The sequence below is a fragment of the Vibrio sp. VGrn 2 genome, assembly GCF_009361695.1.
GTDB lineage: Bacteria > Pseudomonadota > Gammaproteobacteria > Enterobacterales > Vibrionaceae > Vibrio > Vibrio diabolicus.
On record NZ_RBWD01000005.1, the window covers coordinates 105161 to 121886 of the forward strand.

The window sequence follows — 16726 nt, forward strand, 5'->3', positions numbered from 1 at the left end:
TTTTTCTTGTGCGACCAAACACACTTTAACAGTTTTATCTAAAAATCAACCAAACTGTCTCAGTAACTTTGATGTTATGAGCATCACTTATTCAACAAAAGCTTGATGCTCGTACTCATATCGCCTTACGCAATTTCGACCATGGCTCTTCGCTTGATAGAGAGCCTTATCCGACAACTGGTAAAGATGGTCGAAATTAAAGTCTTTGCCTTTCGTTTTGTAGCAAGAATAACCGACTGACACAGTGAGCAACTCCCCTTCTGGGTTGTGTTGGTGTTTGATGCCTTCATCTTCAATGCATTGACGAATACGTTCCGCTCTCTGCTTTACCGCCTCTTGATCAGAGCCGATCATTAGTAACACAAACTCTTCTCCACCAATGCGACAGAAAACCTCGTCTTCACCTTTGGTATGATGATCCAAGATATGACCCACGCGCATTAGTGCGATATCCCCTTCGAGATGGCCATAGTGATTGTTAAACAAGCCAAAGTGATCAATATCAATCAGGATAAGACCAAAGGACATCGCTTCCTCACACTCTAGCGCGCAATATTTCTGCATCACATGTTCTAACATACGGCGATTGCCAAGACGTGTCAGAGGGTCAAGTTTAGAAAGTACCTCAAGCTGTCGGTTGGCTTCTTCCAGCTCTTTGGTTCGGTTTTGTACTTCTAACTCCAGGTTTTCGTTTAATCCGCGAATCGCCTCTTGCGCTTGAGTGCGCTGCAAAACCTCCGCTAGACTGGAAGCGAACATACGAATCACTTCACGTAGCTGAGAAGTCAGCGGCGCGCGCGTCAATAAGTTATCAACAGCAATAAAGGCGATGGGCCCGCTGCTGTTCGAAGTCAAAACCGTCATCGCAGCCCAGCCAAAGCCGACAATATTACAGTCATGATAAATAGGAACGGATTCCTCAAATGCCACTTCACTAGGTACGGCGCGAGCTAAATTGATCAACGAAAAGTCTTGTGTCTCACCAAAGAAATAAGACTCATCCACCACATTGCCTTGAATGTCAGTCCCCCAAGTGCCTTGCATGTATGAGCAATTTTCATCGGTCAAAAACACCGCCATCCGATCAATACCAAGATTTTTGATAGCAAAAGTGACGGCCGATTTACATACATCACTGACGGTTGTACAGCGTGATAGCTCAACCATGCTTGAATGCAACATACGCACGTTCTGCTCCTGGCGCTTTCGAATGTAAATTTGTGAGAAAAGGGAGCCAAACGAGTCCAACATCTGTTTTTGATACGCTGTTATCGGCTTGCGATGAATAAAGTTATCAAGCGCGAACCAACCAAATGGCTCATTGCCATCACGTAGGATCAACATCGCGTTCCACCCCTGCCCAACCACTTTACCAGCTGTGTATATCGGCGCATCTTCCACGATCACTAGGTTGCTCTCAAGGCTTGACAGCGCAGCGATGTATTCTTCGCTCAGTTGGTGTAAATCGTATTGCGTGTGGAACTCATCAATGGTGATGCCTGATTCATCCGTGCCGTATGTTCCACTGAAACTGCGCTTTTTCATATCTAGAAGCATCAGTGTGGAGCGATCAAACCCCAACCGTTGACGTAGCGCTTCGACGGCTTTGTAATACAAATCTTTTAAGGAATCAGGGTTGGAGATCTCGAGAGCAACTTGCTGAACTAACTTCATGTTCTCGATAAAGCGCTCGCGTTGGTTAATTTCATCGACATATTGCGCTTCACGAATATCTCTGTGTCTCATCTCTTGCGACGCATTTTTCTCGGCGCGAATGCACTGCCAACGCGCCGCTGCAAGCTGCATTGCATCATAGCTTTCTTCATAGATATTGTGTGCCGTGCGAGCATGAACAGATTGAATCAGTAGGTAGGTGCGTTTGATAGGCGTGTTATCGAGCATCATTATGTAACTATCTCCACCTAAATCTTGGGTGTGATTCCAGTTACAAGTATTGATCGCCAGAGGAATGATGCTTTCAGAAGTGTCAAACTGACTTGCCCACTCCCAGAAGCTGTCAGGATAGCTTTGGATTGGGTAAAGCTCCCCGCGAGAGAAACTCACAGAATAACGGGGATTGATTGAAGGATCTTCAAAAATGGCTAAGGCTTGAGGGGAGAACAAACTCTCTAAATGATCAAATATCGCCTCCGCTAATAAGCGATGATCCCTCGTTGAAGACACTTTTCTTGTAAAACTTCTTAAACTCACCCTACCAACCTAATCTACTTTTTTATTCTCGATAAAAAACTACTTAGGCCATCATATGCAATCAATACAATCAAATTTGAGCTGTTAAGTCATTCGCAAAATTATCAGACTTAGTTTCACATTCGAGAGCTCTTCAGCACTTTTATAACCGTATTTCACATAAGTTACATGTTCTATAAAAAGGGGGGTATTTGTGCTTCCTTGCAAGAATTATTGGTATAGGTTGGTGTTATAAATCTGCAGCTTGAAAAGAAAAAGGCCCCTCAAAAAGAGGGGCAAAGTTACCATCGCTTATAGTTATTTAGTTATGCTTGTAAATATGGCGAATTAACCGAAATCACCATTTACGTAGCCTTGAGTACGGTCATCTTGAGGGTTACTGAAGATCACTTGAGTATCGTTATGCTCAACCAGTTCACCCATTAGGAAGAACGCAGTACGGTCAGAGATACGACGCGCCTGTTGCATTGAGTGGGTCACGATAACGATGGTGTAGTTCTTCTTCAGCTCTTCCATCAACTCTTCGATTTTATGTGTCGCAATTGGGTCAAGTGCCGACGTTGGTTCATCCATCAGGATTACGTCCGGCTCCATCGCGATAGTACGCGCGATACACAGACGCTGTTGCTGACCACCCGATAGACCAAATGCGTGTGACTTCAGACGATCTTTCACTTCGTCCCAAAGTGCTGCACCGCGTAGTGAACGCTCTACCACTTCGTCAATGTGTTTCTTGTCTTTGATACCTTGAGCACGTAGGCCGTAAGCCACGTTTTCGTAGATGCTCATCGGGAATGGGTTTGGCTTCTGGAACACCATGCCAACCTTGATGCGAAGATCCGCGACATCAATGTTGCCGTAAATGTCTTCGCCGTCCATCGCCAATTTACCCGTGATTTTCACGCCTTCGATTAGGTCGTTCATGCGGTTCAAACAACGTAGAAGCGTTGATTTACCACAACCTGACGGGCCGATAAGTGCCGTTACTTGGCGAACTGGAATTGGTAGGTTGATCGATTTCAGTGCTTGGTTTTCACCGTAGAATAAGTCTAGGTTTTCAATATCAAATTTGTTCATTTTCTTAATCTCTTAAATCTTGAATTCGTGTCTTTTAACGTGCGTTCTTAATTAGTGTTGTTAGTAAGTTGCGGTGTTAAAACGTCTAGCAATCAGTTTCGTTACCATGTTGATCAGAAGAACAACCACGATAAGCACTGTTGCGGTACCGTAAGCCTGATTCCATTCTTCAACGGTAAACAGTTCGGTAGTCAGTTTGTATAGGTGAACGGTTAATGTACGACCGGAGTCCAACAGAGAATCTGGAATACGAGCAACCATGCCTGCTGTCAGAAATACAGGAGCAGACTCACCAATGACACGACCAATACTAAGAATGACCGAGGTTAAGATCCCTGGCATTGCACTCGGAAGAATCAAACGCCAGATAGTGTAAATTTTTGAAGCGCCAAGGCCGTAAGAGCCTTCACGATACGTTTGAGGCACTGCCATTAGTGCTTCTTCCGTAGTACGGATGATCACTGGCAGAATAAGAATACTTAGAGTCAGTGCACCCGACAGAATCGAGAAGCCCAGACCAAGAATTGCCACGAAGAACGTCATACCGAATAGACCGAAGATGATCGACGGGATACCCGCCAACGACTCAGTACAGAATCGGATAATTTTTACCAATCGGCTACCGACTTTCGCGTATTCGGTTAAGTAGATTGCCGTCATGATACCCAGTGGCGCCGCTACCGCGATGGATGCGATAACCATGTAGATGGTCGAGACGATCATCGGGAAGATACCGTGCTCTTCACCAGTACGTGTGTAGTTATCAGTAATGAAGTTCCAATCTACGTGTTGTAGACCATTTGATAGGATGTACCAGATAATCCAGAACAAAAAACCTACCGTTAGTGCTGCCGAAATCCAAACCAAAGCGTTAAAGACGTTATCTTTGAACTGGCGAGCTTGTTTTAGTTTTGCGCGATCCATAATAGTCACCTTTAACGAGCGATTACTTCGCTTTTTCTCGGTTTAGGTAAAGAAGTACAGCGTTCAACGACATGATGAAGACCAGAAGTACAACACCAGTGGCGTAAAGAGCGTTGGCGTGAATACCACTTGCGTAAGACATTTCAATCGCGATGTTTGCGGTTAGCGTACGTGCCGAATCCAAGATGCCTTCTGGCATAGCAGGTGCATTACCCATCACCATGATGATCGCCATTGTCTCACCTAGAGCACGGCCAATACCCAAAATCACACCCGTCATGATGCCTGAACGAGCCGCTGGAACGAGCAATTTGAAGATTGTGTATATTTTCGAAGCGCCAAGTGCCAAAGAACCTTCTTTGTATGCGCGAGGCACAGCTCGAATAGACGTTTCAGATACTGTGATTACGGTCGGTAGAATCATCACACCAAGCACGATGATACCTGCCAAAATCGTGTTACCCGCAGGGACATTAAAGATGTTTTGAATCAGCGGTACGATGATGACCAAACCAAAGAAACCATAAACCACAGACGGGATACCAGCCAAAAGCTCAACTGCAGGACGAATAATATCCGCAAGACGCTTTGGTGCGATTTCGGCAATAAAGATAGCCGTCAGCACACCAATTGGTACACCAACGATTACCGCACCTGCCGTCGATACAATAGATGCAACAATCATTGTCGCAACACCGTAAAGTGCAGGCGGCAGCCAGTTTTGTCCAAGAACGATGCCCGATATACCAGCTTCTTGGAATGCCGGGATACTCTCTCGAACAATGAAGTATGCAATAACGGCTAATGAGACGATGCCGATAACGGCACTGGTTAGGAACAAGCCGTGGAAGATACGCTCTTTCCAGTCTACGCGACGTTTCTCTCGCAGGCCGGGCTTGCTGATAGCTTTAGCGTCAGTATTCATAAGCTTTTCACTATTTGTTGCGATGGTCATTTAAAAAATCTCACGGTTCTGGGCGTTTTGCCGGTGAACACTATGGATAGAAAAGGCTCAGCCCTAAATGGTGGGCTGAGCAAACTTAAGAGTCCCGATAAAATTAGTGAACTGAGATGTAACCGTTTTGGTCAACTAGCTTTTGCGCATCTTCAGTTAGCATCCAGTCTAGGAATTTTTGCGTTTCAGCTGATGGCTTGCCTTCTTTGTAAAGAACAAGGAATGGACGAGCTACTTTGTAAGAACCGTTTTTCACGTTAGCCACTGTTGCATCAACACCGTCGATTGCTAGAGCATTAACAGTGTTGTCTACAGTACCAAGAGAAATGTAGCCAATTGCGTATGGGTTAGATGCAACCATTGTTTTTAGTGCGCCGTTACCGTTTGCAACTTGAGCACGTTGAGAGATAGCTGATACCTTCTTACCAGAAATCTTCATTTTAAGAGACATGATGTCTTCAAATGCGCCACGAGTACCTGAAGCCGTGTCACGAGTAATTGCTACGATTGGCTTGTCTGCACCACCGACTTCTTTCCAGTTTGATACTTCGCCTTTGTAGATTGCAGTCACTTGCTCTGCTGTTAGGCCAGGCAGTTTGTTTTGTGGGTTAACAACCACTGCGATACCATCACGAGCAACCACTTCTTCTATTAGTGTTGATTCTTTTTCAGAGTCTTTTAGATTACGAGAAGACATACCAAGGTCTGCTGAACCATTTTTTGCTGCTTTAACACCAGCTGAAGAACCAGGGCCTTGAACTTCGATAAATACGTTAGGGTTCTTCTTCATGTACGTTTCAGAGAAAACTTCCATCAGTGGAGTTACGCTGCTAGAACCCACTGCAGAGATAGTTTCTTTAGCAGAAACAGGAGTCACTGCCATTGCGCCTAGAAGTGCGATTGCACCGATTACTGTCTTTTTCATCACAATTTCCTTAAGTGGCTTTATTGCCGTTGTGTTTCACTTGAACGGTGCTCACTTTAGAATTTGAATATGACAGTTGTGTTTCACTTAGTTGAACCCTCTATGACACGTTGTCATTTCTGTATATTAATTCCGCGACTGACCCCTCTACCGTTTTTAGCCTAGCGCTTTTATAAATTGCCGCGCGTTCAAAATGATAACTCCATCGATTTTGGTACATTTCATAACAATTGGATATGAGTAAGTCATTGATTTGACGAATGTGGCAATTAAAATCGAGATGCTTATTTATAAAAAAGATAATAATAAAACCGATAGAGGGTCAATCATGCGTCAATTTCTTAGTACGCTTTCTATTAAACTTCAGGTCTTTTTGCCTGTTCTATTCACCGTTGTATTACTCGTCATTGGATTGAGCGTCGGAATCGGCAAGCTCGACCAAGCATTCAATAAGGTTTCCACTTCCACCAACAAGCTGATCATTCATAAAGAGGAACTCAGCGCCATCGTAGACAACACCTACGCCATGCGCATCAAAGCCATTTACAGTCTATTTAGAGCCGAAGATGTCCAATCTCTCAACCAAGAACTGTCTGAACGACAAAACAAAAACCGCGATTTTCTGAATTCCATCGATAGCCTCCCAGGCGTTCAAACCGAAGTGAATACTATGCGCAAAGCCATGGATCACTATGTTGATTTCACGCGCGTCACCATGACACCTCTGCTCACCACCAAACACTCTTCTGGCTACACCACATCCGATTTCAATCAAAAGTACGAATCTGCGATGGCAGAATACCGATTGGCTGGCGAAGCGATGATCAACGCCATCGACAACCTGTCTAAGCAATTGAATCAAATCGTCACCGATGAAGTCGAAACGAATGGCGAACAGCATTCAACCACGCTCACTTACAGCGCGGTCACGCTTGCAGTTATCTTGAGTGCCGCTTCGCTTATTAGTTGGATACTAGCCAGCTATATCGTTGCACCGATTCGTAACCTTCAAGGAACCATGCAAGAAGTCGCGAAAGGAAATCTATTGGTTAAAGCCGAAGCCATCGGAAAAAACGAAGTGTCGCAACTGGCTCAGGATGTAAACCAAACCATCGACAAACTGCGTGAAACCGTGAGTGCATTAGTTCGAATTAGTGAAGATGTGGCATCAGCATCGACCGAGTTAGCGACTGTTATGACTCAAAGCAGCGTTAACTCAGATCAAGAAAAGCAAGAAGTTGAGCAAGTGGCTTCGGCAATCAACCAACTAGAATCGACTGCAGCTGAAGTGTCGACCAATGCACAAGAAGCCGATAGCGCATCAAATCAAGCACGCATGCTTACCTCACAAAGTCTGAGCATGTTTGAGGAAAGCACTCGCGCAAGCGAAAAAATGGCAGAACAACTCAACGAAGCCGCAGCCGTCGTGACATCGCTGAAAGATCAATCAGAACACATTGGTCGCGTGATCGAAGTGATTGAAGGCATTTCTGAGCAAACCAATTTGCTTGCACTGAATGCAGCGATCGAGGCTGCACGTGCGGGCGAAAGTGGCCGAGGCTTCGCGGTAGTGGCCGATGAAGTCCGTATGCTAGCGGCGCGAACTCAGGAATCGACAAAAGAGATCCAGACCATCATTGAAGAGCTTCAACAGCAATCTGGTCACGCGAATGAAAGCATGCACTCTAGCTTAGCCATGCTGTCAGACAACCAAGCTCTGGCACAAGAAGTTAGCCAATCACTTGCTAATATCAGTAACGCTATCGCCGATCTGAACTCAATCAACACTCAAGTGGCGACCGCATCAGAAGAGCAGAAACAGGTCACGGCTGATATCAATAACAACTTAACAAACATCTATGAGCTGGTGAGCCAGAACGTGACTGGCATTACGCAGTCCGCCTCTGCCGCTCAAGAGCTTTCAGACTTAGCGGAAAACCAAAAGCATCAGCTTAAGCAGTTCCAAGTTTAAAGGTTCTGCTCAACACGATAAGTTTCAAAGGTTAGAAAAGAAAAAAGCTCCGCACTGGCGGAGCTTTTTAATATCTGGATTAGAGAAAATCCAACTGTGTGATTATTCTTCGTCGGTGACCAGCAGAACAGAGAAAGTGTTCGTTGGCTCTAGTGGGCTCCAGTTGTAAACCTCACCATTAAATGAATCAAACACCATGACGTTTGAGCCATCACCGTTCGGAGTGTTACTCCAGATGTAACCTGCGTAGTCACCCACCTCTAGCGTGTAGCCACTTGCGAATGCAGTACCGTTCATCGCAGGGCTGTGGCAAGCACGTTCTGTCAACGCGACCAACTCCTTAATGTTTGGTAAGCGCCAATTCTTTTTGCCAGCGAAGTCATGTAAAGCATGGTTACCTGATTCATTGCGGATTTGCTCAGCGGTTGATAGCGCTAACTGCCATGACATCTTAGTTGCAGCACCATCACAGGCTTCATTTGCCGCATTCCACGTTGAGCCAACAGGGCAACGCATCCAAGTTAGGCCCGTTTTTAAATCCGTAACCGTCCCAGCATCGGAGTAGGTGTAACGAGAGTTTGGTGCTGTTTTTCCAAAATCAGTAGAACACTCTTGTGCCGCCATGGCTACTTGAGAAGCCAAAACAAGAGATAGCGCGGTGATTAGTTTCTTCATCTTATTGGCCCTTAACTGCTACTAGACGGATTGGGAATTGGTATGACGTGCCTGTGTCACGCTCCACTTTGTCTGAATAAATTTCAACAAAGCTAACGTAACCACGGTCAGCACCTTTCGTTGCAACTACTGCAAATTGAAGCGCACCTTCGTAGTTATAAGTAGAGTAATTGTTAAATGTGAAATCACTTAGCCAAATAGCACCTGATTCAACATCTGGGCTGCCCTTGCCCTGTTGAGGGAAGTAAGCTGTCGTCATACCATAGACATTGCCGTCAGCATCTTTCTCTGTCTCGCCTAAGTCGAGAACATCGTAGAACTCTTGGTATGTTGGTAGGCGCCAATCAGTAATGCCACATAGTGATTGCTTGTTTATATGTTCAACATATTGGCTTGTTGAACAGATGCCATCAGCAGCATCCACACAACCAACGACTTCAAGATCTTCGTAATACGGTTTGAATGTTGCTGACTCATACACGAATGTACGATCTTTAAATTGAATAGAGCTCGCATCCGCACTCTTGTTTTCCCAAACAAGACCAGTACGCTCGTCCATAGTACAAGCCCACTCCGTGGCATCTGCAGCTAAAGCAGCACCTTGTGAATCTAGCTTAACGAACTTAAAGCCAGCGCCTGTCGACGTTTGCTTGTCCTCTTTGTCGAAACCGTATTCCGCATCTTGACCAGGGTAAGAAGCTTGAACCTCAGCAACGTCTGTGGCGCCATCAGCAAAATGAAGAACGGCGCCCGTATCGTTGCTGCCAACCGTTTGTTCAGCAACCGCTGCAATTTCTTCAGCAAATGCACTCACTTGAGCTTCAGACAGAAGATCAGAAACCAACGATTTACCTTGGAAGCTAAGGCTTTGAGCAAGCAACGCTACACCTTTGGTCATTTGTTGTGGTTGCATCGCAGCTAATAGCGCAACCGTGTTTTGCTCTAGCTTGTCTAGCTCGCTGGCTTGTGCGTTAGACATTACCGTACCAGACAGAGAAACGCCGGCATCGGTGAGTTGCGCTTTTACGATCTCTTCAGCTTGAGCAACGGTTTTACCGTCAATTACAAGACCTGCGAGCAACGTTGTTAAACCATTGACCGTGTTACCCGTTGCTAAGTTTTGGCCCGGAGCCGCAAGACGCAACGTTTGGTTTGAACCTTGATCAACTTGAGCAAGAATGGTGCTGGTTAGTACGTTCTTGTTGCTTGAAGTCAGGCTAAATGTACCAGCATTATCCGTTTTAGCACTCGGTTCAGTGGTATCACAAACGTAGTTTTGGTTTAAATCGATGCACACTGGCGTATCAAGAAGTGTACCTGCAGAAACGATGGTGCCAGCTACATCATAGGTCGGTGCCGACGTGTCACCACCAGAACCACCGCCACAGCCAGCTAGGGCTAGTGACATAGCAACGAAAGAATATTGAAACTTCATAGATTTTATCTTCTTTTGATTTTAATTAACGAGAGCGAATCACTCTCACCATTGAAAGCAGGAAAAGTCCTAACAAGGTCCAAGGCGAGCCACTGCCACCTGAACCACCACCACTGCTTTCTTTAGTGGTATCAGCACTGCACTGATACTGAGCAAAGTGACTCACACCCCACTCTTTCAACACCCCAGAGTTCCCTGACACACGGTCAGATACTTCGAGACGCCAAGTACCCCAACTCGGTTGACCGACAAGAGCTTGTAACTCCTCGTCATACTGAGCGGTGAAGTAACCTTTAAATCCATTGGTATTGCTTGATTGATGGCTGAGTAACACGACCGATTTGCCTTGTGGAGACACTAGCGTCACTTGCAGATCCTGCAGTGAGTCATGTTCGATGTTCAGGTAAACCGCAAACGAATCATCAATCGTGCGCGACTTGTCCGATAGCGTCTGAGAGAACAGTCTGTCGCCCTGCTCCGGCAAAGCAGAGCTCACTGATTGAGGCTGGATATCGAGATCTGGCGTACCATTAACCAGCATCACCTTTTCACTCCACTGGTGAGTCTTTAGGCCTTCAGCAAATTGGTAATCCAATGAAATAGAGGAATCGAATTGCGTGCCACACGTCAGACCGCTTGGTAACGCTACCTTCATTGAGGTCGAATCAGAAAGCGTTTCATCAAAGTCGAAAACGGATGCGTTGTTTAGCTGCCATTGCCCTTTGATGCTCGCTTCGCGGCCAGTTTGGCTCAGGCTCACACCAACTTCTTCACCTTGTGCGATGTATCGAGCGTCATAGCGAACGCGAAGAGGCGCTTTAAGTAACTTGTGTTTGTTGAAGCTGTCCGTCAGGAATTGGGCGTAATCTTTATTTGGGAACAAGGTGTTTGCGGCAAACACGGTCGATTCCGCCAGATCATGCATTTTCATGCCACGACCAATGCCATACATGCCTTCAAGAACAATGGCGTCAAACTCGCGGAACACGTTATCGGTATCATCACCGTATCGCTCAACCGATGCTTTAAGTGCTTGGAACAGTGGCGTTGACCATAGCTCGTCGCCTAGTTCACCGCCCACACTAACGTGCGCTGGATACTCTGAGCCCTCGAAGTAACGCGCTCTTTGGTTCCATAAGCTACGAGTTGTTTTGCGTGTTCCGAACACACCGTCCCAGTTGAACACCGTATCTAACTCGAATTCTTGACCACGACGCGAAGCATCCAAATATTGAGTGCGGTAGCTCGCGCTGCCCGCCCAGTAATCAGCAAAACCTTCTGCGATAGCACCAGTGTGACCGTACGCCCAATCAGGAACGATTTGATAGTGAATACCGTGTCCTAGCTCGTGCAAAATCACATCTGCATCTGCAGCATCTGGAGATACTCCGCCAACGCCTAACATCAGCGCACGCGAACCTGTGTAGTAAGAAGAGTTGTCGAGCGCTAAACCACGCCCATCAAAACGAAGCGGTTCGTCAAATAAGTCATAGCTCAAGCTCGATAAGTACTTCAGTGAGCTGTCAAGATGGTAAAACGCCATCAACTGCAAAAAGGCATTGTCGCCAAGTTGAGCGCTTTGCATCGCTTTTACATCCGCAAAAGATTGAACCCCCTCAGGCGGCAAAATACTGCTTGTATCACGCACAGGCTCCGCACCTACCGCAGGTGAAGACAGTAATGCAAGTGCATCCACCTGTTTAACGCGCTCGTTAGCTAGGTAGAACTTGCCACCAGACTGCAAAACTTGAATCTGCTTCTCAACATATTGAAGTGGCTGCGGATAATCCTCTAACGAATTCCAAGCAGAATCAGGCGCAGCTTGTTGTTGCATTGTACGTAAATCAGGATCAAAGAGTGAGACGGGAACAGTCACCAACTCACCAGAGCTCAATGCTGGCGGCTCGGTCACTTCCAAGCGAACAGGCAGTTCCAGTTCTCCAGCTGGCATCGCCTCACCATTACGAATCACCGTATCTTCAAGGCTTTTGAAAATACGCTCAACTTGACTGTCTTGGTTAGTCGACAGCACAATGGTGCGTTGCGGTTGATACTGCCCATCGACCCACACATCAAAGTTGTAATGATCTCCGAGCTGAGAACGAGTTTGATAGCGAAACTTAAGTTCGCCAGCGCTAGCGTAATTGGCTTGTAAGTAGCGCAGCGCTTCGGCTTGGTTCGTGACCGTAATAGCCGCGCTAGGGTAATCCCACTCGGCAGCGTTCGTCACTTGAACGCCTGCCAACGCAAGAGAAAGCGCCAAAAGTTTGAGTTTCATGCAGGGCTCCTACTAAAAGATGTACTTCGCGTTAACCGTAAAGTAACGACCTGGTTCCGTTGAGTAGCGTTTGCTCTCATCCGCTATGCCAGCAACGTCTTGGTAGCGAATGTATTCTTTGTCGAACAGGTTGATGATGGTCGCACTCAAACGAAAATCTTCAGTGATTTGGTAACTTGCCCCCAAATCAAGCGTGTTCCATGAATCTGTTTGTGCGCACTCGGTCTTTTGTCCAAGTGATGTTTGGCAACTCGGCACACGATCCATCGAACCAGCCCAGTTCCACGTCGCGAACGCATTAAAGTCTTGCTGCTGATAGTTCAGCCCAACATTGCCCTCGAAAGGTGTGATGCTACGAACGTACTCGCCTTCGGCGTCCTTTCCGTCAACATAACCAAGCTTGGTACTTAGCCTCCAAGAGGAAGTGAGAGCGTACGCGGCAGAAAGCTCGGCGCCGTAGGTTTCAACGCCGTGTAAGTTTTGGTATTGCTTGATGTAGTTACCGAAGTTATCTTGCCCTGTGGTAACAACATCGATGAAGTTTTGGAACTTGTTGTAAAACGCAGAAACGTAAAGTTGCGCGTGGCCATTATCGAATTTGTTACCGATTTCAAACGAGTCCGAAGTTTCAGCCTCTAGGTCCATGTTCGGTGCAATGACAAACGGCGTTAGCGGCACAAAGTCATGGCTTACGAAGCCATACGCTTTGTCGTATTCCGGAGCACGATAACCGTGGTTATAAGATACATAAGCGATGTTATTGGCAAACACTTCACGAGAAATCGATAGGCTTGGAGATACCTCTGAGCTATCCATGTCTTTTAATGGGAAGCCGCCCACTTCACCCTCACCGTCCGGTGTTAGACGGTGCGCATCAAAGCGCAGGCCGCCTGTAATGGTCCATTTATCCAGCTCCACCATATCTCGAACGTACAGACCAATGTTATAAGCACGAGCAGGAGCGAAAGGTTGTTTGGTCGAAGGCGTTACCCCGTTCCAATCAATCTTGGAATCGCTATCTGTGCGTTCATAATAGTCAGTAGAAAGCTCGATACCGTAAGCCAATTGGTGCTCAGCATTTGCAGCATAAATCGTATTGGTGAAATCACCACGGAAGCCAATTGTTTCGTCAATGAAGGTTTTGTGTTCTAGCTCGCGACGTCTAACAGTCAAACCATTGTGGTCAACTTGTCTCATTAAACGATTCGTGTCTTCCACCACTTCGGTGTGGCGCCAGTAGACCTTTGTATCTAACTCTTCGAACCACTTGGGGTTAATAGGAGTCATTTCGGCACCAATATAAGCGCTGTACTCTTTTGTCGATTCATCTTCTGCGAAGTCTTCGATATGCCATTTGCCATCCTTCTGTATAGATGGCGAACCTTCCAGGCGTTGTTGGTCTTGCCGATAAAGTTCGGCACGCGCTTTGACCATCACTTCATCATTGAAGAAATGATTGATGGCGTATGACGCGCTGTAACCATCCAAATCGCGGTTGTACAAATCTTGGCTGAAGTTACGCGTCTCTTCACCTTGCCAATACGCCGCGTTGACTAAGCTTTCCGTGTCGCCAGAACGAAATGCCAGATTGCTCGCGCCTTTGTATTTATTGCTGATCCCCGTGTACGTGCCCGTGGCATCAACATAAAAGTCACGATCTTTTAAAAACTCACCCGGCTGTTTGGATTTTAGAATCACAGCGCCACCGATAGCACCAGAACCTAAGACTGAGGAGCTCGCCCCTTTCACTACTTCTAATGATTCCAAATTAGAAAGATCAAATGTATCGCGGCCCACTTTGTCATTACTGTCATTCGCACCGAAACCGTCTGCTGAGCGAATACCGTCACGAATGATCATAATGCGGTTACCCGTCATGCCTCGAATCGTGATGTTTTGTGGACGACCAGCGCCACCCGACACACTTACCCCAGGTTCGTGACGCAGCGCATCATAAAGCTCTGTTTCGCCCTTTTGTTCAATCTCTTCGCTAGTGACAACTGCGACGCTGCCTGCTAGTTCAGACATTGGTTGTTCAATCCGATTCGCCGTCACCACGACCTCTTCCATAGAGAAAACGTCAGATTTGGCGTGCACTTGGCTGGCAGCTAGTACCGAAAGTACTGCCGCTGACACTGGGGTAAGCTTCATTTACTGCTCCGCTTTAGATGTTTTAATTAGTGATAAAAGAAAGGCGTATTCTTTTGCTTGTTGTTCTTGCGCTTGTCGTGGGTCCATTTGGTGGCCCGAATTAAAATCGGTCTGCAACAAGTACGGCCCGTCGCGCTCACTTAGCGCGGAAACCTTGGCGAGATACTTGGCACCTTCCCAGTAAGGCACGCGCTGATCGATCAAACCGACTTGAACCAGCATGGGTGGGTAAGCGTCTTTATGAATGTTGAGAATTGGATCGTACGCTTTCATTAGCGCCAATTGCTCAGATTTGGTTGGGTTACCCCATTCGCCATACTGCTGTGTGGTCAGCGGAAGTGAGGTGTCCGACATGCTTGCTACCACGTCAACAAAAGGTACTTTAAGCACGACACCTGAAAATAATTTAGGGTCTTGATTAACCGCTCCCGCGACCAACGTGCCACCAGCACTTGAACCGATGGCAAAAATCTCTCTATTGCCGCGTTCAAACGTTTGCAGCGCATTAGCGGCCGCGACAAAATCACCAATAGAATTGGCTTTGCGCACACCACGGCCCTGCTCGTGCCACTCATCGCCAAAGTACCCACCGCCGCGAACATGGGCGATAGCGTAAATCACGCCTTGGTCGAGCAAGCTTATGACTTGAGGCATAAAGTAGGGCTTCATCGTAAAACCGTATGCGCCATAGCCGTAAATCATCACAGGTGATTGCGCGTGTAATTTGTCTTTTCGATACGCTAAAGAGACCGGGACAGAAACACCATCGTGCTTGATAAAAATGCGTTGGGAGACATAACGTTGGCTATCAAAATCTTGGTAAGCATCTTGAGAATACAAGGTTTTAGTCAGCGTTTTTACATCGAACTCTTCCCACTGAGGAGGCGTAGTCATCGACATACTTCGTATACGAATCTTGTTTGATTCAAAATCGCCCAACGTGCTCAACCAAGCGACATTGCCATCCTGTTCTAATGGCAGTATCACTTTTTCCTGACCTTGGTATGAATACACCGTCAATGTCGCTACGTTGTTCGGCTTACTGAGTGCCACAACTCCTGCATCATAAAGGTAGAACTGGCCAAGCGGTTCACGAGGGGTCGTAAAGCGTTGCCATGTTGCGCTAAGAGGTGCTAGATCGGTTTGATAAAGTGCAAATGTACCTTCAAGATTGCTGTTGATGTAAACGCGCCCTTTCGCCACATCCGCGTAATATTCCACGCCCGCTTCCGGCACTCTCAGTGAATCGCTTACGGTGCCCGTTTCTAGATCAACAAGCTTCTGCTCTGTGGTTGACTCGTTGTTGCTTTGCAGCACCACGTAACGGCTATCTGCCGCACGGTAGAAAGAAAGTAACCAATCTGATTTGTATTCGTGCCATACAACGGTTTTAGCCAAAGATTCAGTGGAGATGCGTAGGATCTGATGAGGTCGCTGTGTACGCATTTCCTTCGAAACGAGGTAAGCCATCTTACCATCAGGTGAAAGCAATACACCGCTATCGACGTGCGTTGCCAGCTCCGTAGATTGGCCAGAGAGTAAATCAACAACCACGGCGCGATATTGCTCGCTGCCATCAATATCTTCAGTAAAAAGCAACGTGTCTCCGCTTACTTGCCACTGCCCTACTTGATAATACGGATATGCAGATTGACGTTCAGAGAAATCAAATACTGTGTTCTCTTGTGCATACTGGTTCGAACGTGATAGCAACACATAACCACCGTCACGACGCGTTAACGTCCATTCGCGTCCATTTACGATCGACCATGGTTTATCACCTTTATCTGCCACCATGGCTTCCCACTGCGCGAGCAGATCTTGCGTCAACGTCTGATATTTTTTTTGATGCTGTTCAGTCTTACGGTTCAGCTCTGTTAGGTAGGTAAGAACTCGCTCATCTTTACGAGCGTCATCTCGCAACCAATTAAAGTCATTAACAGCAAAGCAAGAACTAGAGGTAATTATGAGCCCTAAAAAAACATGAGTAAATTTCATATAGAGAGCAAATTCATTTATAGGATTAATACAATGGCGCGTATTCTGCCCTTAAATAAAAATGAGATCAATTATCATTTTCATAATCATGTGAGATTTTTATCTAGTATGTGAGGAAAAACGTT

11 protein-coding genes are annotated in these 16726 nt (G+C 46.4%); 1 reads left to right on the forward strand and 10 read right to left on the reverse strand.

Going from position 1 to position 16726, the window contains the following annotated elements; genetic code table 11:
* Positions 1–87 precede the first annotated feature (87 nt).
* The 5 genes from D8S93_RS10785 to D8S93_RS10805 all read right to left on the reverse strand — a co-directional run bounded on the left by D8S93_RS10785 (position 88) and on the right by D8S93_RS10805 (position 6092).
* On the reverse strand, positions 88–2211 hold the full coding sequence (locus D8S93_RS10785; protein ID WP_006741920.1) for a GGDEF domain-containing protein: 2124 nt from the start codon (positions 2209–2211) through the stop codon (positions 88–90).
* 327 nt (positions 2212–2538) lie between these two features.
* Positions 2539–3288: a phosphate ABC transporter ATP-binding protein PstB gene (gene pstB, locus D8S93_RS10790; RefSeq protein ID WP_005397884.1), complete on the reverse strand. Its 750-nt coding sequence runs from the start codon at positions 3286–3288 to the stop codon at positions 2539–2541.
* Positions 3289–3348: 60 nt separating this feature from the next.
* The gene (gene pstA, locus D8S93_RS10795) at positions 3349–4212 is read right to left on the reverse strand and encodes a phosphate ABC transporter permease PstA (protein ID WP_005397882.1); all 864 of its coding nucleotides are present in this window, start codon (positions 4210–4212) and stop codon (positions 3349–3351) included.
* A 22-nt stretch (positions 4213–4234) separates the two neighbouring features.
* Positions 4235–5167: a phosphate ABC transporter permease subunit PstC gene (gene pstC / locus D8S93_RS10800; protein ID WP_005397881.1), complete on the reverse strand. Its 933-nt coding sequence runs from the start codon at positions 5165–5167 to the stop codon at positions 4235–4237.
* Positions 5168–5270: 103 nt separating this feature from the next.
* Positions 5271–6092 (reverse strand): phosphate ABC transporter substrate-binding protein, encoded by an 822-nt coding sequence (locus D8S93_RS10805; protein WP_005397879.1) that lies wholly within the window; start codon positions 6090–6092, stop codon positions 5271–5273.
* Positions 6093–6420: 328 nt separating this feature from the next.
* Between D8S93_RS10805 and D8S93_RS10810 the strand changes: the two genes are divergently transcribed.
* Positions 6421–8064, forward strand: a complete 1644-nt coding sequence (locus D8S93_RS10810) for a methyl-accepting chemotaxis protein (protein WP_152813136.1) — start codon at positions 6421–6423, stop codon at positions 8062–8064.
* Between the two features lie 102 nt (positions 8065–8166).
* Here D8S93_RS10810 and D8S93_RS10815 read toward each other — a convergent pair whose 3' ends face one another.
* Genes D8S93_RS10815 through D8S93_RS10835 form a run of 5 tightly spaced genes read right to left on the reverse strand, consistent with a single transcriptional unit; the run spans position 8167 to position 16601 of the window.
* Positions 8167–8739, reverse strand: coding sequence for a DUF1566 domain-containing protein (locus D8S93_RS10815; protein ID WP_152813138.1), 573 nt, complete (start codon positions 8737–8739; stop codon positions 8167–8169).
* 1 nt (position 8740) lies between these two features.
* Positions 8741–10174 (reverse strand): DUF1566 domain-containing protein, encoded by a 1434-nt coding sequence (locus D8S93_RS10820; protein WP_152813140.1) that lies wholly within the window; start codon positions 10172–10174, stop codon positions 8741–8743.
* Positions 10175–10199: 25 nt separating this feature from the next.
* Positions 10200–12452, reverse strand: a complete 2253-nt coding sequence (locus D8S93_RS10825; RefSeq protein WP_152813142.1) for a proprotein convertase P-domain-containing protein — start codon at positions 12450–12452, stop codon at positions 10200–10202.
* 12 nt (positions 12453–12464) lie between these two features.
* Entirely contained in the window at positions 12465–14603 is a 2139-nt protein-coding gene (locus tag D8S93_RS10830; protein ID WP_152813144.1) for a TonB-dependent hemoglobin/transferrin/lactoferrin family receptor, read from the reverse strand.
* Positions 14604–16601 carry a prolyl oligopeptidase family serine peptidase gene (locus tag D8S93_RS10835; protein WP_152813146.1) on the reverse strand — a complete coding sequence of 666 codons (1998 nt, stop codon included), beginning with the start codon at positions 16599–16601 and terminating at the stop codon, positions 14604–14606.
* Between the last annotated feature and the right edge of the window lie 125 nt (positions 16602–16726).